The organism is Mycobacterium intracellulare ATCC 13950 (genome assembly GCF_000277125.1).
Taxonomy (GTDB): domain Bacteria; phylum Actinomycetota; class Actinomycetes; order Mycobacteriales; family Mycobacteriaceae; genus Mycobacterium; species Mycobacterium intracellulare.
In genome coordinates this window covers 4,577,575-4,599,384 of sequence record NC_016946.1, presented here as the reverse complement: position 1 = coordinate 4,599,384, position 21,810 = coordinate 4,577,575, and the positions used below count along the sequence as shown (strand labels likewise).

At 67.7% G+C, this 21,810-nt stretch carries 17 protein-coding genes; 15 read left to right on the top strand and 2 right to left on the bottom strand.

All coding sequences use genetic code 11. The features are described 5' to 3' along the window. Nucleotides 1-214 precede the first annotated feature (214 nt). From rpoB to OCU_RS46195, 8 genes are all read left to right on the top strand, one after another. Nucleotides 215-3,733, top strand: a complete 3,519-nt coding sequence (rpoB, locus tag OCU_RS46230) for a DNA-directed RNA polymerase subunit beta (RefSeq protein ID WP_085977595.1) — start codon at nt 215-217, stop codon at nt 3,731-3,733. Between the two features lie 44 nt (nt 3,734-3,777). Next, nucleotides 3,778-7,728: a DNA-directed RNA polymerase subunit beta' gene (locus OCU_RS46225; protein ID WP_014381138.1), complete on the top strand. Its 3,951-nt coding sequence runs from the start codon at nt 3,778-3,780 to the stop codon at nt 7,726-7,728. A gap of 158 nt (nt 7,729-7,886) precedes the next feature. Beyond that, on the top strand, nt 7,887-8,642 hold the full coding sequence (locus tag OCU_RS46220; RefSeq protein WP_014381137.1) for a deoxyribonuclease IV: 756 nt from the start codon (nt 7,887-7,889) through the stop codon (nt 8,640-8,642). Between the two features lie 27 nt (nt 8,643-8,669). Next, a complete protein-coding gene (locus OCU_RS46215; RefSeq protein WP_014381136.1) occupies nt 8,670-9,509 on the top strand; it encodes a CE1 family esterase in 840 nt (279 codons plus the stop codon). A gap of 47 nt (nt 9,510-9,556) precedes the next feature. Continuing rightward, complete coding sequence (locus OCU_RS46210) at nt 9,557-11,185, top strand: acyl-CoA dehydrogenase family protein (RefSeq protein WP_014381135.1); 1,629 nt, start codon at nt 9,557-9,559, stop codon at nt 11,183-11,185. Next, complete coding sequence (locus OCU_RS46205; RefSeq protein WP_008260861.1) at nt 11,182-12,120, top strand: crotonase/enoyl-CoA hydratase family protein; 939 nt, start codon at nt 11,182-11,184, stop codon at nt 12,118-12,120. The genes OCU_RS46210 and OCU_RS46205 overlap by 4 nt, the downstream gene beginning before the upstream one ends. A 2-nt stretch (nt 12,121-12,122) precedes the next feature. After that, nucleotides 12,123-12,842: a PaaX family transcriptional regulator C-terminal domain-containing protein gene (locus tag OCU_RS46200; protein WP_014381134.1), complete on the top strand. Its 720-nt coding sequence runs from the start codon at nt 12,123-12,125 to the stop codon at nt 12,840-12,842. Next, entirely contained in the window at nt 12,839-13,606 is a 768-nt protein-coding gene (locus OCU_RS46195; protein WP_014385816.1) for a crotonase/enoyl-CoA hydratase family protein, read from the top strand. The genes OCU_RS46200 and OCU_RS46195 overlap by 4 nt, the downstream gene beginning before the upstream one ends. A gap of 39 nt (nt 13,607-13,645) precedes the next feature. Here OCU_RS46195 and OCU_RS46190 read toward each other — a convergent pair whose 3' ends face one another. Further along, complete coding sequence (locus tag OCU_RS46190; RefSeq protein WP_044059221.1) at nt 13,646-14,107, bottom strand: DUF3060 domain-containing protein; 462 nt, start codon at nt 14,105-14,107, stop codon at nt 13,646-13,648. Between the two features lie 29 nt (nt 14,108-14,136). After that, on the bottom strand, nt 14,137-14,514 hold the full coding sequence (locus tag OCU_RS46185; RefSeq protein ID WP_014381131.1) for a DUF3060 domain-containing protein: 378 nt from the start codon (nt 14,512-14,514) through the stop codon (nt 14,137-14,139). 196 nt (nt 14,515-14,710) lie between these two features. On the opposite strand from OCU_RS46185, the gene OCU_RS46180 reads away from it, so the two are divergent. The 7 genes from OCU_RS46180 to OCU_RS46150 all read left to right on the top strand — a co-directional run bounded on the left by OCU_RS46180 (nt 14,711) and on the right by OCU_RS46150 (nt 21,798). Beyond that, nucleotides 14,711-15,355, top strand: a complete 645-nt coding sequence (locus tag OCU_RS46180) for a TetR/AcrR family transcriptional regulator (protein WP_008260853.1) — start codon at nt 14,711-14,713, stop codon at nt 15,353-15,355. A 257-nt stretch (nt 15,356-15,612) separates the two neighbouring features. Next, the gene (rpsL, locus tag OCU_RS46175; protein WP_007767794.1) at nt 15,613-15,987 is read left to right on the top strand and encodes a 30S ribosomal protein S12; all 375 of its coding nucleotides are present in this window, start codon (nt 15,613-15,615) and stop codon (nt 15,985-15,987) included. Continuing rightward, a complete protein-coding gene (gene rpsG / locus OCU_RS46170) occupies nt 15,987-16,457 on the top strand; it encodes a 30S ribosomal protein S7 (RefSeq protein WP_008260850.1) in 471 nt (156 codons plus the stop codon). The genes rpsL and rpsG overlap by 1 nt, the downstream gene beginning before the upstream one ends. Before the next feature lie 81 nt (nt 16,458-16,538). Continuing rightward, nucleotides 16,539-18,644 carry an elongation factor G gene (fusA, locus tag OCU_RS46165; RefSeq protein ID WP_008260848.1) on the top strand — a complete coding sequence of 702 codons (2,106 nt, stop codon included), beginning with the start codon at nt 16,539-16,541 and terminating at the stop codon, nt 18,642-18,644. 110 nt (nt 18,645-18,754) lie between these two features. Then, nucleotides 18,755-19,945, top strand: a complete 1,191-nt coding sequence (gene tuf / locus OCU_RS46160) for an elongation factor Tu (RefSeq protein ID WP_008260847.1) — start codon at nt 18,755-18,757, stop codon at nt 19,943-19,945. Between the two features lie 171 nt (nt 19,946-20,116). Continuing rightward, nucleotides 20,117-20,857, top strand: coding sequence for a PE family protein (locus tag OCU_RS51845; RefSeq protein ID WP_168162063.1), 741 nt, complete (start codon nt 20,117-20,119; stop codon nt 20,855-20,857). Between the two features lie 92 nt (nt 20,858-20,949). Next, entirely contained in the window at nt 20,950-21,798 is an 849-nt protein-coding gene (locus OCU_RS46150; protein WP_009956325.1) for an SHOCT domain-containing protein, read from the top strand. Nucleotides 21,799-21,810: the final 12 nt, after the last annotated feature.

Below are 21,810 nucleotides of genomic sequence, written 5' to 3'. Positions count from 1 at the left end.
GCTATTGTTGGACGTTGCGCTGGCTACCTCCTGCCCACCTCACCCGCCACCTGACACCGTGGTCTAAGCCTGAGCCCCCCTACGTGGCTTAGTTCTTTAGTTGCGCGCGTGAGATCCGGACAGTTCGTTCGCCGGCCGAACCGACACAATTCGCGGCGAGCTGGCCGGTGGTCCCGGCCTTCGTGAGTCGCACGAGGTGCTGGAAGGATGCATCTTGGCTGATTTCCGCCAGAGCAAGACGGATCGCCCACAAAATTCCTCTAACGGAAGTTCGTCGAACGGCTCCGTGCCCGGAGCGCCCAACCGAGTTTCCTTCGCCAAGCTCCGCGAGCCCCTCGAGGTTCCGGGCCTGCTTGACGTGCAGATCGACTCCTTCGAGTGGTTGATCGGCGCGCCGCGGTGGCGCGAGGCGGCCGCCGCGCGCGGCGACGGCAAGCCGGGGGTCACCCCGGTGGGCGGCCTCGAAGAGGTGCTCTTGGAGCTCTCGCCGATCGAGGACTTCTCCGGCTCGATGTCGCTGTCGTTCTCCGACCCGCGCTTCGACGAGGTCAAGGCGCCGGTCGACGAGTGCAAAGACAAGGACATGACGTACGCGGCCCCGCTGTTCGTCACGGCCGAGTTCATCAACAACAACACCGGCGAGATCAAGAGCCAGACGGTGTTCATGGGTGACTTCCCGATGATGACCGAGAAGGGCACCTTCATCATCAACGGCACCGAGCGCGTCGTGGTCAGCCAGCTGGTCCGCTCGCCCGGTGTGTACTTCGACGAGACCATCGACAAGTCGACCGAGAAGCTGCTGCACAGCGTCAAGGTGATCCCCAGCCGGGGCGCGTGGCTGGAGTTCGACGTCGACAAGCGCGACACCGTCGGCGTGCGCATCGACCGTAAGCGCCGCCAGCCGGTCACCGTGCTGCTCAAGGCGCTGGGCTGGACCAACGAGCAGATCACCGAGCGCTTCGGCTTCTCCGAGATCATGATGTCGACGCTGGAGAAGGACAACACCGCCGGCACCGACGAGGCGCTGCTGGACATCTACCGCAAGCTGCGTCCGGGCGAGCCGCCGACCAAGGAGTCCGCGCAGACCCTGCTGGAGAACCTGTTCTTCAAGGAGAAGCGCTACGACCTGGCGCGTGTCGGCCGCTACAAGGTCAACAAGAAGCTCGGCCTGCACGCGGGCGAGCCGATCACCAGCTCGACGCTGACCGAGGAAGACGTCGTCGCCACCATCGAGTACCTGGTGCGCCTGCACGAGGGCCAGCCCACGATGACCGTCCCCGGCGGCATCGAGGTGCCGGTGGAGACCGACGACATCGACCACTTCGGCAACCGCCGCCTGCGCACCGTGGGTGAGCTGATCCAGAACCAGATCCGGGTCGGCATGTCGCGGATGGAGCGCGTCGTCCGCGAGCGGATGACCACGCAGGACGTCGAGGCCATCACGCCGCAGACCCTGATCAACATCCGGCCGGTCGTCGCCGCGATCAAGGAGTTCTTCGGCACCAGCCAGCTGAGCCAGTTCATGGACCAGAACAACCCGCTGTCCGGTCTGACCCACAAGCGCCGCCTCTCGGCGCTGGGCCCCGGCGGTCTGTCCCGTGAGCGCGCCGGCCTGGAGGTCCGTGACGTCCACCCCTCGCACTACGGCCGGATGTGCCCGATCGAGACCCCGGAGGGTCCCAACATCGGTCTGATCGGCTCGCTGTCGGTGTACGCGCGGGTGAACCCGTTCGGGTTCATCGAGACCCCGTACCGCAAGGTGGTCGACGGTGTGGTCACCGACGAGATCCACTACCTGACCGCCGACGAGGAGGACCGCCACGTCGTGGCGCAGGCCAACTCGCCGATCGACGCCAAGGGCCGGTTCGAGGAGTCGCGCGTGCTGGTCCGCCGGAAGGCGGGCGAGGTCGAGTACGTGCCCTCGTCCGAGGTGGACTACATGGACGTGTCGCCGCGCCAGATGGTGTCGGTGGCCACCGCGATGATCCCGTTCCTCGAGCACGATGACGCCAACCGTGCCCTGATGGGCGCCAACATGCAGCGCCAGGCGGTTCCGCTGGTGCGCAGCGAGGCGCCGCTGGTGGGCACCGGCATGGAGCTGCGCGCGGCGATCGACGCCGGCGACGTCGTCGTCGCGGACAAGGCCGGGGTGATCGAGGAGGTCTCCGCCGACTACATCACCGTGATGGCCGACGACGGCACCCGGCACACCTACCGGATGCGCAAGTTCGAGCGGTCCAACCACGGCACCTGCGCCAACCAGTCGCCGATCGTCGACGCGGGCGACCGCGTCGAGGCCGGCCAGGTGATCGCCGACGGTCCGTGCACCGAGAACGGCGAGATGGCGCTGGGCAAGAACCTGCTCGTGGCGATCATGCCGTGGGAGGGCCACAACTACGAGGACGCGATCATCCTGTCCAACCGTCTGGTTGAGGAGGACGTGCTCACCTCGATCCACATCGAGGAGCACGAGATCGACGCCCGCGACACCAAGCTGGGCGCCGAGGAGATCACCCGGGACATCCCGAACGTCTCCGACGAGGTGCTGGCCGACCTCGACGAGCGCGGCATCGTGCGCATCGGCGCCGAGGTCCGCGACGGCGACATCCTGGTCGGCAAGGTGACCCCGAAGGGTGAGACCGAGCTGACCCCGGAGGAGCGGTTGCTGCGGGCGATCTTCGGCGAGAAGGCCCGCGAGGTCCGCGACACCTCGCTGAAGGTGCCGCACGGCGAGTCCGGCAAGGTCATCGGCATCCGGGTGTTCTCCCGCGAGGACGACGACGAGCTGCCGGCCGGTGTCAACGAGCTGGTCCGCGTCTACGTGGCCCAGAAGCGGAAGATCTCCGACGGCGACAAGCTGGCCGGACGGCACGGCAACAAGGGTGTGATCGGCAAGATCCTGCCCCAGGAGGACATGCCGTTCCTGCCGGACGGCACTCCGGTGGACATCATCCTGAACACCCACGGGGTGCCGCGACGGATGAACATCGGCCAGATCCTGGAGACCCACCTCGGGTGGGTGGCCAAGTCCGGCTGGAACATCGAGGGCTCACCCGATTGGGCGGTGAACCTGCCCGAGGAGCTGCGGCACGCGCAGCCGGACCAGATCGTGTCGACGCCGGTGTTCGACGGCGCCAAGGAGGAGGAGCTTGCGGGCATGCTGTCCTGCACGCTGCCCAACCGCGACGGCGAGGTCATGGTGGACGGCGACGGCAAGTCGGTGCTGTTCGACGGCCGCAGCGGCGAGCCGTTCCCGTACCCGGTGACCGTCGGCTACATGTACATCATGAAGCTGCACCACCTGGTGGACGACAAGATCCACGCCCGCTCCACCGGCCCGTACTCGATGATCACCCAGCAGCCGCTGGGCGGTAAGGCGCAGTTCGGTGGCCAGCGCTTCGGTGAGATGGAGTGCTGGGCGATGCAGGCCTACGGCGCGGCGTACACGCTGCAGGAGCTGTTGACCATCAAGTCGGACGACACCGTCGGCCGGGTCAAGGTGTACGAGGCGATCGTCAAGGGCGAGAACATCCCGGAGCCGGGTATCCCCGAGTCCTTCAAGGTGTTGCTCAAGGAACTGCAGTCGCTGTGCCTCAATGTCGAGGTGCTGTCCTCGGACGGCGCGGCGATCGAGTTGCGCGAAGGCGAGGACGAGGACCTCGAACGGGCCGCGGCGAACCTGGGAATCAACTTGTCCCGCAACGAATCCGCGTCCGTTGAGGACCTCGCCTAACAAACGTTTTCAGTTACTAAACCCGCAAGGGGAAAGGGAGTTACGTGCTCGACGTCAACTTCTTCGATGAACTCCGGATCGGTCTGGCCACCGCGGAGGACATCAGGCAATGGTCTTACGGCGAGGTCAAGAAGCCGGAGACGATCAACTACCGCACGCTGAAGCCCGAGAAGGACGGCCTGTTCTGCGAGAAGATCTTCGGACCGACTCGCGACTGGGAGTGCTACTGCGGCAAGTACAAGCGCGTCCGCTTCAAGGGCATCATCTGTGAGCGCTGTGGCGTCGAGGTGACCCGCGCCAAGGTGCGTCGCGAGCGGATGGGCCACATCGAACTGGCCGCGCCCGTCACGCACATCTGGTACTTCAAGGGCGTGCCGTCGCGGCTGGGGTACCTGCTCGACCTGGCGCCGAAGGATCTCGAGAAGATCATCTACTTCGCCGCCTACGTCATCACCTCGGTCGACGAGGAGATGCGCCACAACGAGCTCTCGACGCTCGAGGCCGAAATGATGGTGGAGCGCAAGGCCATCGAGGACCAGCGCGACGCCGACCTGGAGGCCCGCGCCCAGAAGCTCGAGGCCGACCTGGCCGAGCTGGAGGCCGAGGGCGCCAAGGCCGACGCGCGCCGCAAGGTCCGCGACGGCGGCGAGCGCGAGATGCGTCAGCTGCGCGACCGGGCCCAGCGTGAGCTGGACCGGCTCGAGGAGATCTGGACGACCTTCACCAAGCTGGCTCCCAAGCAGCTGATCGTCGACGAGAACCTCTACCGCGAGCTGATCGACCGCTTCGGTGAGTACTTCACCGGCGCCATGGGCGCGGAGTCGATCCAGAAGCTGATCGAGAACTTCGACATCGACGCCGAGGCCGAGATCCTGCGCGACGTCATCCGGAACGGCAAGGGGCAGAAGAAACTTCGCGCCCTGAAGCGGCTCAAGGTGGTCGCCGCCTTCCAGCAGTCGGGCAACTCGCCGATGGGCATGGTGCTCGACGCCGTCCCGGTGATCCCGCCGGAACTGCGCCCGATGGTCCAGCTCGACGGTGGCCGGTTCGCCACCAGCGACCTCAATGACCTGTACCGCCGGGTGATCAACCGGAACAACCGCCTCAAGAGGCTGATCGACCTCGGCGCGCCCGAGATCATCGTCAACAACGAGAAGCGGATGTTGCAGGAGTCCGTGGACGCGTTGTTCGACAACGGCCGTCGCGGCCGCCCGGTCACCGGACCCGGTAACCGCCCGCTGAAGTCGCTGTCCGATCTGCTCAAGGGTAAGCAGGGCCGGTTCCGTCAGAACCTGCTCGGCAAGCGTGTCGACTACTCGGGCCGCAGCGTCATCGTGGTCGGCCCGCAGCTCAAGCTGCACCAGTGCGGTCTGCCCAAGCTGATGGCGCTGGAGCTGTTCAAGCCGTTCGTGATGAAGCGGCTGGTCGACCTCAACCACGCGCAGAACATCAAGAGCGCCAAGCGCATGGTGGAGCGCCAGCGTCCCCAGGTGTGGGATGTCCTCGAAGAGGTCATCGCCGAGCACCCGGTGCTGCTGAACCGCGCGCCCACCCTGCACCGGCTGGGTATCCAGGCCTTCGAGCCGATGCTGGTGGAAGGCAAGGCAATTCAGCTGCACCCGCTGGTGTGTGAGGCGTTCAACGCCGACTTCGACGGTGACCAGATGGCGGTGCACCTGCCGCTGTCCGCCGAGGCGCAGGCCGAGGCCCGCATCCTGATGCTGTCCTCGAACAACATCCTGTCGCCCGCGTCGGGCCGTCCGCTGGCCATGCCGCGTCTGGACATGGTGACCGGGCTGTACTACCTGACCACCGAGGTCGACGGCGACAGGGGCGAATTCAAGCCCGCCGCCAAGGACGAGCCCGAGGTCGGGGTGTACTCCTCGCCGGCCGAGGCGATCATGGCGTCCGACCGTGGCGTGCTGTCGGTGCGGGCCAAGATCAAGGTGCGGCTGACCCAGCTGCGCCCGCCCGCTGAGATCGAGGCCGAGCTGTTCGGCGCCAACGGCTGGCAGCCGGGGGACGCCTGGATGGCCGAAACCACGCTGGGCCGGGTGCTGTTCAACGAGCTGCTGCCGGTGGGCTATCCGTTCGTGAACAAGCAGATGCACAAGAAGGTGCAGGCCGCCATCATCAACGACCTGGCCGAGCGCTACCCGATGATCGTGGTCGCGCAGACCGTCGACAAGCTCAAGGACGCCGGTTTCTACTGGGCGACCCGCAGCGGTGTCACCGTGTCGATGGCCGACGTGCTCGTGCCGCCGCGCAAGAAGGAGATCCTCGACCAGTACGAGGAGCGGGCCGAAAAGGTCGAAAAGCAGTTCCAGCGTGGCGCTTTGAACCACGACGAGCGCAACGAGGCGCTGGTGGAGATCTGGAAGGAAGCCACCGACGAGGTCGGTCAGGCGCTGCGTGAGCACTACCCGGCCGACAACCCGATCATCACGATCGTCGACTCGGGTGCCACGGGTAACTTCACCCAGACCCGGACGCTGGCCGGCATGAAGGGTCTGGTGACCAACCCCAAGGGTGAGTTCATCCCGCGTCCGGTCAAGTCGTCGTTCCGCGAGGGCCTGACCGTGCTGGAGTACTTCATCAACACCCACGGCGCCCGAAAGGGCCTGGCGGACACCGCGTTGCGTACCGCCGACTCCGGGTACCTGACCCGTCGTCTGGTGGACGTGAGCCAGGACGTCATCGTCCGCGAGCACGACTGCGAGACCGAGCGGGGCATCGTCGTCGAGCTGGCCGAGCGTCAGCCCGACGGCACCCTGATCCGCGACCCGTACATCGAAACCTCGGCGTACGCACGGACTTTGGGCACCGACGCGGTCGACGAGGCCGGCAAGGTCGTCGTCGCTCGCGGCGAGGACCTGGGTGACCCGGAGATCGAGGCGCTGCTGGCGGCCGGCATCACGCAGGTCAAGGTGCGCTCGGTGCTGACGTGCACCACCGGCACCGGGGTGTGCGCGACCTGTTACGGGCGGTCCATGGCCACCGGAAAGCTGGTCGACATCGGCGAGGCCGTCGGTATCGTCGCGGCCCAGTCCATCGGTGAGCCCGGTACGCAGCTGACCATGCGGACGTTCCACCAGGGTGGTGTCGGTGAGGACATCACCGGCGGTCTGCCCCGGGTCCAGGAGCTGTTCGAGGCCCGCATCCCGCGCGGCAAGGCGCCGATCGCCGACGTCACCGGGCGGGTCCGCCTCGAGGAGGGCGAGCGCTTCTACAAGATCACCATCGTTCCCGACGACGGGAGCGAGGAGGTCGTGTACGACAAGCTCTCCAAGCGGCAGCGGCTGCGCGTGTTCAAGCACGAAGACGGTTCCGAGCGGGTGCTCTCCGACAACGACCACGTCGAGGTGGGCCAGCAGCTGATGGAAGGCTCGGCCGACCCGCACGAGGTGCTGCGCGTGCAGGGCCCCCGCGAGGTGCAGATCCACCTGGTCCGCGAGGTCCAGGAGGTCTACCGCGCGCAGGGTGTGTCGATCCACGACAAGCACATCGAGGTGATCGTTCGCCAGATGCTGCGCCGCGTCACCATCATCGACTCGGGCTCGACGGAGTTTTTGCCCGGCTCGCTGATCGACCGCGCGGAGTTCGAGGCGGAGAACCGCCGGGTGGTGGCCGAGGGCGGCGAGCCCGCCGCCGGCCGTCCGGTGCTGATGGGTATCACGAAGGCGAGCCTCGCCACCGACTCGTGGCTGAGCGCGGCGTCGTTCCAGGAGACCACGCGAGTGCTGACCGATGCGGCGATCAACTGCCGCAGCGACAAGCTCAACGGTCTGAAGGAGAACGTGATCATCGGAAAGCTGATCCCGGCCGGTACCGGCATCAACCGCTACCGCAACATCCAGGTGCAGCCGACCGAGGAGGCCCGGGCCGCCGCGTACACGATCCCGTCCTACGAGGATCAGTACTACAGCCCGGACTTCGGCCAGGCCACCGGCGCCGCGGTTCCGTTGGACGACTACGGCTACAGCGACTACCGGTAGTTTCTGCGACAACGACAAAGCCCCGGGTTTCGCCCGGGGCTTTGTCGTTGCGTGGGGCGCCGAGCCGGTCGGGTGTGCGGCCAGCCGCACGTTCGGACTCGGGTGTGCGGCCAGCCGCACTCTCGCCGCCGTCAGGACCCCTCACTACACTGGCCACCGTGCTCATCGGTTCGCATGTCCACCAGGATGACCCGCTGGCCGCCGCGCAGGCCGACGGCGCCGACGTCGTCCAGTTCTTCCTCGGCAACCCGCAGAGCTGGAAGAAGCCCAAGCCGCGTGACGACGCCGAGGCGCTCAAGGCGTCGACCATCCCGCTCTACATCCACGCGCCCTACCTGATCAACGTGGCCTCGGCCAACAACCGGGTCCGCATCCCGTCGCGCAAGATCCTGCAGGACACCTGCGACGCGGCCGCGGCGATCAACGCGACGGCGGTGATCGTGCACGGCGGCCACGCCGACGACAACGACATGGACGCCGGCTTCGAACGGTGGGTCAAGGCCCTGGACTACCTGGAAACGGACGTGCCGGTCTACCTGGAGAACACCGCCGGCGGCGACCACGCGATGGCCCGCCACTTCGACACCATCGGCCGGCTGTGGGATCACATCGGCGACAAGGGAATTGGGTTCTGCCTGGACACCTGCCACGCCTGGGCCGCCGGCGAGCAGCTGATCGACGCGGTCGACCGCATCAAGGCGCTGACCGGCCGCATCGACCTGGTGCACTGCAACGACTCGAGGGACGCGGCGGGCTCCGGCGCCGACCGGCACGCCAACTTCGGCACCGGCCAGATCGATCCCGAGCTGCTCGCCGCGGTGGTCAAGGCCGCCGACGCCCCGGTGATCTGCGAAACCGCCGACGAGGGCCGCAAGGACGACATCGCGTTCCTGCGGGAGAAAACGGGCGGCTGAGCGCGGGCCAGCGCTTACCTTTGATCCATGCTGCGCCGGCTGGCCACGATCTCGGGTGTCGTCCTGGTGCTCGCGGGCTGCTTCCCCGGGGTCGCCAACGCGCCGACGGGCTTCGTGACCGGCACCAGCGTCCACCACCTCAAGGTCGGCGATCTCGATCGCAGCTATCGGCTGTACAAGCCCGCGGGAGTGGCGGCCTCGGCCCCGCTCGTGGTCATGATGCACGGCGTGTCGGGAAGCGCCAGGGAAGCCGAAAAGGACTACCACTGGGACGGTTTGGCCGATTCGGGCAAGTTCGTCGTCGCCTACCCGGACGGCCTCGACCACGCCTGGAACGTCGACGGCCAAACCTGCTGCGGCCGGTCCGGGCGAGAAGGCGTGGATGACGTCGGTTTCATCAGCGCGGCCGTCGCCGACATCGCCAAGAACGTCGGCATCGACACCGCGAAGGTCTATGCCACCGGCATGAGCAACGGCGGCATCATGTCCTACACGCTGGCCTGCACCACGGAGATCTTCGCCGCGATCGGCCCGGTCGCGGGCACCCAGCTGAACGCCTGCCGCACGCCGCATCCGATGTCGGTCATGCACATTCACGGCACCGCGGACGAGCTGGTGCCCTACGGCGGCGGACCGGGCTACAGCGTGATCAACGGCCCGCCCGTGCCGAACGTGAACGCCTTCTGGCGCAACGTCGATCAGTGCGGCGCCCCGTCGGCCACCACCGACGGCCCGATCACCACCTCGACCGCGGGATGCGCCGACGGTCGCGGGGTCGTGCTCATCACGGTCGACCACGGCGACCACGAGTGGCCCGACTTCGCGACGCGACAACTGTGGGACTTCTTCGCCGCGCACCCGCGCTGATCATTACAGCTCTTGTGCAACTGTCGGAAAAATGTAACATTGATCCCATGTCGGACACCCATGTCGTCACCAACCAGGTCCCGCCCCTGGAAGACCACAACCCCGCCACCTCGGCGGTGCTCATCGAGGCCCTGATTCGCGAGGGAGGGCAGTGGGGCCTGGACGAGGTGAACGAGGTCGGCGCCCTGTCGGCCAGCCGCGAGGCGCAGCGCTGGGGCGAGCTCGCCGATCGCAACCGGCCCATCCTGCACACCCACGACCGCAACGGTCACCGGATCGACGAGGTCGAATACGACCCGGCGTACCACGAGCTGATGCGCGCGGCGATCACCCACGGCATGCACGCCGCGCCCTGGGCCGACGAGCGGCCGGGTGCGCACGTCGTGCGGGCCGCCAAGACCTCGGTGTGGACGGTCGAACCGGGGCACGTCTGCCCGATCTCGATGACGTATGCCGTGGTGCCCGCGCTGCGCTACAACCCCGAGCTAGCCAAGGTCTACGAGCCGCTGCTGACCTCCCGCGAATACGACCCGGAACTCCGGCCGGCCACCGCCAAGCCCGGCATCACGGCGGGCATGTCGATGACCGAGAAGCAGGGCGGCTCCGACGTGCGCGCCGGCACCACGCAGGCCACCCCCAACGCCGACGGCACCTACAGCCTGACGGGCCACAAGTGGTTCACCTCGGCGCCGATGTGTGACATCTTCCTGGTGCTCGCGCAGGCGCCCGGAGGGTTGTCGTGCTTCATGCTGCCGCGCGTGCTGCCCGACGGCACCCGCAACCGGATGTTTTTGCAGCGCCTCAAGGACAAGCTCGGCAACCACGCCAACGCCTCGAGCGAGGTCGAATACGACGGCGCGATCGCGTGGCTGGTGGGCGAGGAGGGCCGCGGCGTGCCGACCATCATCGAGATGGTCAACCTCACCCGGCTGGACTGCACGCTGGGCAGCGCCACCAGCATGCGCACCGGTTTGACCCGCGCGATCTACCACGCCCAGCACCGAAAGGCCTTCGGCGCCTACCTCATTGACCAGCCGCTGATGCGCAACGTGCTGGCCGATTTGGCCGTCGAGGCGGAGGCGGCCACCATGGTCGCGATGCGGATGGCCGGCGCCACCGACAAGGCGGTGCGCGGCGACGAGACCGAGGCGCTGCTGCGCCGGATCGGCCTGGCCGCCAGCAAGTACTGGGTGTGCAAGCGCTCCACCCCGCACGCCGCCGAAGCCTTGGAATGCCTGGGCGGCAACGGCTATGTGGAGGACTCCGGCATGCCGCGGCTGTACCGGGAGGCGCCGCTGATGGGCATCTGGGAGGGCTCGGGCAACGTCAGCGCGCTGGATACGTTGCGCGCTACCGCAACTCGTCCCGAATGCGTCGAGGTGCTGTTCGACGAAATCGCCGAGAGCGCGGGCCAGGACCCGCGCCTGGGCAACCATGTCGCGCGGCTGCGCGCCGACCTGGCCAACCTGGAGACCATCGCCTACCGCGGCCGCAAGGTCGCCGAGGACATCTGCCTGGCGCTGCAGGGCTCGCTGCTGGTGCGCCACGGGCACCCCGCCGTCGCCGAGGCGTTCCTGACGACCCGGCTCGACCGCCGGTGGGGCGGCGCGTTCGGCACCATGCCCGACGGGCTCGACCTCGCGCCGATTCTCGAGCGTGCTCTAGTAAAGGGATGACTCACGCGATCAGGCCGGTCGACTTCGACAACCTGAAGACGATGACCTATGAGGTCACCGACCGGGTCGCCCGGATCACGTTCAACCGGCCGGAGAAGGGCAACGCGATCGTCGCGGACACGCCGCTGGAGCTCTCGGCGCTGGTGGAGCGCGCCGACCTCGACCCGAATGTGCACGTCATCCTGGTGTCCGGTCGCGGCGAGGGATTCTGCGCGGGTTTCGACTTGAGCGCCTACGCCGATCGCACCGGCTCGGCCGGCGGCACCGGCGCGTACGCGGGCACCGTGCTGGACGGAAAGACCCAGGCGGTCAACCATCTGGCGGATCAGCCGTGGGACCCGATGATCGATTACCAGATGATGAGCCGCTTCGTGCGAGGCTTTTCCAGCCTCATGCACGCCGACAAGCCCACGGTGGTCAAGATCCACGGCTACTGCGTGGCCGGGGGCACCGACATCGCGCTGCACGCCGACCAGGTGATCGCCGCCGCCGACGCCAAGATCGGCTACCCGCCCACCCGGGTGTGGGGCGTGCCGGCGGCCGGCCTGTGGGCGCACCGGCTCGGCGACGCGCGCGCGAAAAGGCTGCTGTTCACCGGCGATTGCATCACCGGCGCGCAGGCCGCCGAGTGGGGGTGGGCGGTCGAGGCGCCGGATCCGGCGGACCTCGACGAGCGCACCGAGCGGCTGGTCGAGCGGATCGCCGCGGTGCCGGTCAATCAGCTGATCATGGTCAAGCTCGCGCTGAATTCCGCCCTGCTGCAACAGGGTGTGGCCACCAGCAGGATGGTCAGCACGGTGTTCGACGGCGTCGCCCGGCACACGCCCGAGGGCCACGCGTTCGTCGCCGACGCGGTCGAGCACGGATTCCGTGAGGCGGTGCGGCATCGCGACGAACCCTTCGGCGACCACGGCCGCCGGGCGTCCGGGGTGTAGCGATGCCGGACATGACGGCGCGGTCGGTGGTGCTGAGCGTGCTGCTCGGCGCCCACCCGGCGCGCGCCCGCGCCAGCGAACTGGTCAGGCTCACTTCCGATTTCGGCATCAAGGAGTCGACGCTGCGAGTGGCGCTGACCCGGATGGTCGGCGCGGGCGACCTGGTCCGCAACGCCGACGGCTACCAACTCTCGGAGCGCCTGCTCGCCCGCCAGCGGCGCCAGGACGATGCCATCGACCCGCGCGTGCGTCCTTGGCGCGGGGAGTGGGTCACCCTGGTCGTGACCAGCGTGGGGGACGACGCACGCACCCGGGCCGCGCTGCGAACCGCCATGCACGACAAGCGTTTTGGTGAGCTGCGCGAGGGGGTGTGGATGCGCCCCGACAACATCGACGCGGAGCTCGGCCCCGACGTCACCGCTCGGGTCCGGGTGCTGCGGGCGCGCGACGGCGACCCCGCCGAGCTGGCCGCGCAGCTGTGGGACCTGCCCGCCTGGGCACAGGCCGGGCACCGGTTGCTCGACGACATGGCCGCCGCGCCGGACATTCCCGGCCGTTTCGTGGTGGCCGCCGCGACCGTCCGGCACCTGCTCACCGACCCGGTCCTGCCCGACGAACTCCTGCCGGCCGACTGGCCCGGGGGCCGGCTGCGGGCGGCCTACCATGACTTCGCCGCTGAGCTGCTGCGGCGGCGCGAACCACTATGTGCGGAGGCGAGATGAGCGATCCGGTGCGCGTCGAGCGCAACGGCCGGGTGACCACCGTGATCATCGACCGGCCGGGGGCGCGCAACGCGGTCAACGGCCCGACGGCCGCCGCGCTCTATGCGGCGTTCGAGGAGTTCGACCGCGACGACACCGCGTCGGTCGCCGTGCTGTGGGGCGACGGCGGGACATTCTGTGCCGGAGCCGATTTGAAGGCGTTCGGCACACCCGACGCCAACGCCGTGCACCGGAGTGGCCCGGGCCCGATGGGCCCGACGCGGATGGTGCTGTCCAAGCCCGTCATCGCCGCGGTCAGCGGCTACGCCGTCGCCGGCGGCCTCGAGTTGGCCATCTGGTGTGATCTGCGGGTGGTCGAGGAGGACGCCGTGTTCGGGGTGTTCTGCCGGCGCTGGGGTGTTCCCCTGATCGACGGGGGCACGGTGCGGCTGCCGCGCCTGATCGGCCACAGCCGCGCGATGGACATGATCCTCACCGGCCGCGCCGTGGCCGCCGACGAAGCCCAGGCCATCGGGCTGGCGAACCGGGTGGTCCCCAAGGGCCAATCGCGCCGGGCCGCAGAGGAATTGGCGGCACAACTGTCGGCGCTGCCGCAGCAGTGCCTGCGCTCGGACCGGCTCTCGGCGCTACACCAATGGGGGGCAACGGAATCCGAGGCGCTCGACTTCGAATTCGCCAGCATCTCCCGGGTCGCCGCCGAGGCGAACGAAGGGGCCGGGCGGTTCGCCGCCGGCGCGGGGCGTCACGGCGCGGCCGCCGATTGAGGGCGCGTTAGCCGCCGATCAAGGCCGGTGAGCCGCCGGTCAGCTGCCCTTGTTGATCGTGTTGTCCGAGCCGAGGTTATCGACCTTGGGATCGCCGTCTTTGTAGGTGATGGTGTTGTTCATCCCGAGCACGGTGATGCGCTTCTCGACCTTGTCGAGGGTGATCTTGTTGTTGGTGCCGCCGATGTTCACCGTCGAGCAGCTGCCGGTGACGGTCAGGGTGTTGTCCGAACCGGCCACGTTCAGCGACTTGCCGGTGGCGCAGTCGAGGTTGGTGGTGGTGCCCATCGACCCGTAGTTCACCGTGTTGCCGATCTCGAGGGACGCGGTGGTGCTCGCTCCGCTCGATCCCGTCGTCGGCGCGGCGCCGGCACTGGTCGTCGGGCTGCTCTTCGTCGTGGTGGTGGAGGAGGAGCCCGCCGGCGGGTTGGCCGTCGAGCTGCAGCCGGCCAGCACCAGGATCGCGGCGGCCGGTGCCAGGGCGAAGGTGTGCACACGCATCGTTGTTTGATTCCCCTCGGTATGGTGCCTCAGCCCGGCACCTGCTGGAGCCGGTTGGTCATGCCCAGTTCGCGGCCCCGGTCCCACAGGAACGGCTGACCACCCTTGTAGAGCACGGTCTGGTCGTGGCCGTACACCGTGATGTCGTGCGAAACCGAGTCGGCGATAACGACATTCGACGAACCCATCACCGTCACGGCGTAGCAGTTGCCCAGCGCGGTGACCGTCAGGAACGAGCCGTTGACCAGCAGCGTGGCGTCGTTGCAGTCGACCGTCTGCTCCATGTCCTCCCCGATGACATGGGTGTCGCCGTTCTTGGCCTGCGCAAGGCCCGGCACGGCGGCGAAACCGGCGACGACGGCGACGGCGCACGTGGCCAACGACCCGGCGACAGTTGTCCACTTCACTGCGGGCCCCCTCTTGGACGGGTCGTCTGCTCGAATGAGCCAAGCATGACATTACGTGCATTCGCCCGCCCGATGGCAGATTTTCTTTTGGTTTGCCGGGCGCTCATGCCCCTGCGGGGAGATTAATGTCTGACCGGGCGTCAACTAGAGTCATTAGTTAACCGCAACCCGTTCCCGCGATCGAAGGGCGACCGCCATGGCAGCTCAACCGGAATCGCCGTCGGCGGCCGGGCGCCAACGCGCGGGACGGCCCGGTTCGCGCCCGACCAAGCTCAGCCGGGAAGGGATCATCGACGGCGCGCTGACGTTCCTGGACCGCGAGGGCTGGGACGCCCTGACCATCAACGCGCTGGCGACGCAGTTGGGCACCAAGGGGCCGTCGCTGTACAACCACGTGGACAGCCTGGAGGACTTGCGCCGGGCGGTCCGGATCCGGGTGATCGACGACATCATCATGATGCTCAACCGGGTGGGCGAGGGCCGCGCCCGCGACGACGCGGTGCTCGTCATGGCCGGCGCGTACCGCAGCTACGCCCACCACCACCCGGGCCGCTACTCGGCCTTCACCCGGATGCCGCTGGGTGGCGAAGACGCCGAGTACGCGGCGGCGACCCGCAGCGCGGCCGCCCCGGTGATCGCCGTGCTGTCCTCCTACGGTCTAGACGGCGCCGAAGCCTTCCACGCCGCGCTGGAGTTCTGGTCCGCGATGCATGGCTTCGTGTTGCTCGAGATGACCGGCGTCATGGACGACATCGACACCGACGTGTTGTTCTCCGACATGGTGCTGCGCCTGGCGGCGGGTCTGGAACGGCGCACCGCCCACGACGGCGCCAGGGGCTAGGCCCCCTTGCGATCGCCGCTTTGACCTGCGAGACCGGCGGCGGGTATTGTGGTTCCTCGTGCCTGGCGGCTTACGGCGCCTAACCGTAAGGAAGTGAATGCCGGGCGAATTCGCGTGTCCACCATGCATCGGACTTACGTCCGGTGCGCAGCGCATGCGACACACCCGGCCGCGGGGTGAAGCGGACGGTCATAACTGCAGTACACAGACTTGAAGACGCCAGAAATATGCCGAACACGAACAGAGAAAGCCGGTAGATGCCAACCATTCAGCAGCTGGTCCGCAAGGGTCGCCGGGACAAGGTCGCCAAGGTCAAGACCGCGGCCCTCAAGGGCAGCCCGCAGCGCCGTGGCGTATGCACCCGCGTGTACACCACCACCCCGAAGAAGCCGAACTCCGCTCTTCGGAAGGTCGCCCGCGTGAAGCTGACGAGCCAGGTTGAGGTGACGGCCTACATCCCCGGCGAGGGACACAACCTGCAGGAGCACTCGATGGTGCTGGTGCGTGGTGGCCGGGTGAAGGACCTGCCCGGTGTCCGGTACAAGATCATCCGCGGTTCGCTCGACACCCAGGGCGTCAAGAACCGCAAGCAGGCTCGCAGCCGTTACGGCGCCAAGAAGGAGAAGAGCTGATGCCGCGCAAGGGGCCCGCGCCGAAGCGCCCGTTGGTCAACGACCCGGTCTACGGGTCGCAGCTGGTCACCCAGCTGGTGAACAAAGTCCTGCTGCAGGGGAAGAAATCGCTCGCCGAGCGCATTGTTTATGGTGCGCTCGAACAAGCCCGGGACAAGACGGGCACCGATCCCGTGATCACGCTCAAGCGTGCTCTCGACAACGTCAAGCCCGCCCTGGAGGTGCGCAGCCGCCGCGTCGGTGGTGCCACCTATCAGGTGCCGGTCGAGGTGCGTCCGGATCGGTCCACCACGCTGGCACTGCGCTGGCTGGTCAGCTTCTCGCGGCAACGCCGGGAGAAGACCATGGTCGAGCGCCTGGCAAACGAGATCCTGGATGCCAGCAACGGCCTGGGTGCCGCCGTCAAGCGACGCGAGGACACCCACAAGATGGCCGAGGCCAACCGCGCCTTCGCGCACTACCGCTGGTAGGTCTTTGCGGCCCGCGCGCCGGGGCGCTGGCCTGACCGCGACAGACAGCAATTAAGCAATCGAAAGAGTGGGAAGACTTCTGTGGCACAGAAGGACGTGCTGACCGACCTGACCAAGGTCCGCAACATCGGCATCATGGCGCACATCGACGCCGGCAAGACGACGACGACCGAGCGCATCCTCTACTACACCGGTATCAGCTACAAGATCGGTGAGGTGCACGACGGCGCCGCCACCATGGACTGGATGGAGCAGGAGCAGGAGCGGGGGATCACCATCACCTCCGCGGCCACCACCTGCTTCTGGAAAGACAACCAGATCAACATCATCGACACCCCCGGGCACGTCGACTTCACCGTGGAAGTCGAGCGCTCGCTGCGTGTCCTCGATGGCGCCGTCGCCGTCTTCGACGGCAAGGAGGGCGTGGAGCCGCAGTCCGAGCAGGTCTGGCGGCAGGCCGACAAGTACGACGTCCCGCGCATCTGCTTCGTCAACAAGATGGACAAGATCGGGGCCGACTTCTACTTCTCCGTGCGCACCATGGAGGAGCGCCTCGGCGCCAACGTCATCCCGATCCAGCTGCCCGTCGGCTCCGAGGGTGACTTCGAGGGCATCGTCGACCTGGTCGAGATGAACGCCAAGGTGTGGCGCGGCGAGACCAAGCTGGGCGAGACCTACGACACCATCGACATCCCGGCCGAGCTGGCCGAGAAGGCCGAGGAGTACCGCACCAAGCTGCTCGAGGCGGTCGCCGAGACCGACGAGGCGCTGCTGGAGAAGTACCTGGGCGGCGAGGAACTGTCGGTCGACGAGATCAAGGGTGCGCTGCGCAAGCTCACCATCAGCTCCGAGGCCTACCTGGTGCTGTGCGGCAGCGCGTTCAAGAACAAGGGCGTGCAGCCGATGCTGGACGCCGTGATCGACTACCTGCCCTCGCCGCTGGACGTGCCGCCGGCCGTCGGCCACGCGCCGGGCAAGGAGGACGAAGAGGTCACCCGCAAGCCGTCGACCGACGAGCCGTTCTCCGCGCTCGCGTTCAAGGTCGCCACGCACCCGTTCTTCGGCAAGCTGACCTACGTCCGGGTGTACTCCGGCAAGGTCGACTCCGGCAGCCAGGTCATCAACGCCACCAAGGGCAAGAAGGAGCGGCTGGGCAAGCTGTTCCAGATGCACTCCAACAAGGAGAACCCGGTGGAGACCGCCTCGGCGGGTCACATCTACGCGGTGATCGGGCTCAAGGACACCACCACCGGTGACACCCTGAGCGACCCGAACCAGCAGGTCGTGCTCGAGTCGATGACCTTCCCCGACCCGGTCATCGAGGTGGCCATCGAGCCCAAGACCAAGAGCGACCAGGAGAAGCTGTCGCTGTCGATCCAGAAGCTCGCCGAGGAGGACCCGACCTTCAAGGTGCACCTGGACCACGAGACCGGCCAGACCGTGATCGGCGGGATGGGCGAGCTGCACCTGGACATCCTGGTGGACCGGATGCGCCGCGAGTTCAAGGTCGAGGCCAACGTCGGCAAGCCGCAGGTGGCCTACAAGGAGACCATCCGCCGCAAGGTGGAGAACGTCGAGTTCACCCACAAGAAGCAGACGGGCGGCTCCGGCCAGTTCGCGAAGGTCATCATCAACCTCGAGCCGTTCACCGGCGAGGACGGCGCGACCTACGAGTTCGAGAACAAGGTCACCGGTGGGCGCATCCCGCGTGAGTACATCCCGTCGGTGGACGCGGGCGCGCAGGACGCCATGCAGTACGGTGTCCTGGCCGGTTACCCGCTGGTGAACATGAAGGTCACCCTGCTCGACGGGGCGTTCCACGAGGTCGACTCGTCGGAGATGGCCTTCAAGATCGCCGGTTCGCAGGTGCTGAAAAAGGCTGCGGCGCAAGCGCAGCCAGTCATCCTGGAACCGATCATGGCCGTCGAGGTCACCACGCCCGAGGACTACATGGGCGATGTGATCGGCGACCTGAACTCCCGCCGTGGCCAGATCCAGGCCATGGAGGAGCGGAGCGGTGCGCGCGTCGTGAAAGCGCATGTGCCGCTGTCGGAGATGTTCGGCTACGTCGGCGACCTGCGGTCCAAGACCCAAGGCCGGGCGAACTACTCCATGGTCTTCGACTCGTACGCCGAAGTGCCGGCGAACGTGTCAAAGGAGATCATCGCGAAGGCGACGGGCCAGTAAACATTCGCTCGGAGTAATCTTGCCGGGTCATTGGAATGCCTTGGGCGCGGCACAACTGAAAACACCAACACTGCTTTAACAAGCACCAACTAGTCCAGGAGGACACAGAAGTGGCGAAGGCGAAGTTCGAGCGGACGAAGCCGCACGTCAACATCGGGACCATTGGTCACGTTGACCACGGCAAGACCACGCTGACCGCGGCTATCACCAAGGTTCTGCACGACAAGTACCCGGACCTGAACGAGTCCCGCGCGTTCGACCAGATCGACAACGCGCCCGAGGAGCGTCAGCGCGGTATCACCATCAACATCTCCCACGTGGAGTACCAGACCGACAAGCGTCACTACGCCCACGTCGACGCCCCGGGTCACGCCGACTACATCAAGAACATGATCACCGGTGCGGCCCAGATGGACGGCGCGATCCTGGTGGTCGCCGCCACCGACGGCCCGATGCCGCAGACCCGTGAGCACGTGCTGCTCGCCCGTCAGGTCGGTGTGCCCTACATCCTGGTCGCCCTGAACAAGGCCGACATGGTCGACGACGAGGAGCTCCTCGAGCTCGTCGAGATGGAGGTCCGCGAGCTGCTGGCCGCCCAGGAGTTCGACGAGGACGCCCCGGTGGTGCGGGTCTCGGCGCTCAAGGCGCTCGAGGGCGACGCCAAGTGGGTCGAGTCCGTCGAGCAGCTGATGGAGGCCGTCGACGAGTCGATCCCGGACCCGGTCCGCGAGACGGAGAAGCCGTTCCTGATGCCGGTGGAGGACGTCTTCACCATCACCGGGCGTGGCACCGTGGTCACCGGTCGTGTCGAGCGCGGTGTGATCAACGTGAACGAGGAAGTCGAGATCGTCGGCATCCGCCCGACCAGCACCAAGACCACGGTCACCGGTGTGGAGATGTTCCGCAAGCTGCTCGACCAGGGCCAGGCCGGTGACAACGTCGGTCTGCTGCTGCGTGGTATCAAGCGTGAGGACGTCGAGCGCGGCCAGGTCGTGACCAAGCCCGGCACCACCACGCCGCACACCGAGTTCGAGGGCCAGGTCTACATCCTGTCCAAGGACGAGGGCGGCCGGCACACGCCGTTCTTCAACAACTACCGTCCGCAGTTCTACTTCCGCACCACCGACGTGACCGGTGTGGTGACGCTGCCGGAGGGCACCGAGATGGTGATGCCCGGTGACAACACCAACATCTCGGTGAAGCTGATCCAGCCCGTCGCCATGGACGACGGTCTGCGGTTCGCGATCCGCGAGGGTGGCCGCACCGTCGGCGCCGGCCGGGTCGTCAAGATCATCAAGTAGTTCGCTACTGAGTCAGGTCGAAGCCCGGATTGCCCACACGGCAATCCGGGCTTCGTCTGCTGTGCGCATCGCCTCGCCGGACCGGCGCGGAAATGATGCGGCCGCAGAGCGCCCTGCACTAGGATTTCGGCATAGTTCTCGGTGACCGTGAGGCGTGGCGGGGAGGTGCCGATGTCGTTCGTTCAAACGACTCCCGAATTCGTTGCGGCTGCCGCGACGGACCTGGCCAGGATCGGGACGACGATCACCTCCGCCAACACGGCGGCGATGGGGCCGACGTCGGCGGTGCTCGCCCCCGGCGCCGACGAGGTGTCGGCGAGCATCGCCGCCCTGTTCGACGCCCACTCCCAGGTCTATCAGGCACTCAGCGCCCAGGCGGCCGCCTTCCACAGCCAGTTCGTCCAGCTGATGAACGGCGGTGCGATGCAGTATGCCGCCGCCGAGGCGGCCAACGCGACGCCGCTGCAGACCGCGGCCGCGCCCGCATCGATGGCCGCGCAGGTACCGACGATGACGGCCGGCGCCATGAGCGCCTCCGCGCCGACCGCGCCCGCGGGGCCCCTGGCGGCGGCGGTGGCCCCGGCGGCCGCGGTGCCCGCACCGGCCGGCACGCCGGTCGCGGCGGCGCCGGTGGGGTCGGCGACGCTGGCCTCGGCCACCGCACCCGCCGGACCGGCGCGGGTGGCGACGCCGGCCTACGCACCGGCCGGGCCCGCGAGCACCGTCACGCCCGCGGCGTCGGCACCGGCCGGCACGTCCGCCGCGCCGCCGGCACAGGTGGCGCCGCAGGCCTCCCCGGCCACGACGCTGCCGGTATCGCCGCGCACCGCCCCGCACTCGCCGGCGGGGACGCAGCCCGCGGCGCCCCCGGTGCGCCGGGTGCCGATCGTCCCGCCCGAATCGCTGGCCTGATCGCGGCCGAACCCGGTTTGCGCGTATCGCGTTCGCGGCGAGCCCCCGAGCGCTAATCTGACACAAATCCCCAGCAAGCCAAGGAGGGGCAAGTGTTAGCGCGCTACCTGAAGGCACAGTTGATCGTTTTGCTGTGCGGAGGCCTCGTGGGGCCGATTTTCCTGGTCGTGTATTTCGTCATGGGGCTCGACAGCCTGCTGCAGTGGATGTTCTACGTCGGCCTGCTGATCACCGCGGCCGACGTGCTGATCGCGCTCGCGCTGGCCAACTACGGCGCCAAGACGTCGGCGAAGGTGGCCGCCCTCGAGCAGAGCGGCGTGCTGGCGCTCGCGCAGATCACCGGCATCACCGAAACGGGCACGTGGGTCAACAACCAGCAGGTCGTCAAGGTGCACCTGCACATCGCGGGGCCCGGGCTGCTGCCGTTCGACAGCGAAGACCGCGTGATCGCCAGCGTCACCCGGCTGGGCAACCTCAACGCCCGCAAGGTGGTGGTCCTGGTCAACCCCACCACCAACGAATACCGGATCGACTGGGAGCGAAGCGCTTTGGTCAACGGCCTGGTGCCCGCGCAGTTCACGGTGGCCGAGGACAACCGGACCTACGACCTGAGCGGGCAGGCGGGCCCGCTGATGGAGATCCTGCAGATCCTCAAGGCCAACAACGTTCCCCTCAACCGGATGGTCGACATCCGGTCGAACCCGGCGCTGCGCGGCCAGATCCAGGCGGTGGTGCGCCGGGCCGTCGAGCAGCAGTCATCGGCCGCCCAACCGGCGCCGGGTGCCCCGCCGTCCGCGGGCGCGGCGCCGTCGGCGGTCGTCACGCCGCCCGAACCGTCGATCGCCGCGCGGCTGCAGGAGCTGAACGATCTGCACGCGAGCGGCGCGCTCACCGACCAGGAATACAACAGCCGCCGCGCTGCGATCATCGCCGAAATCTAGGGGCTCGTCCGC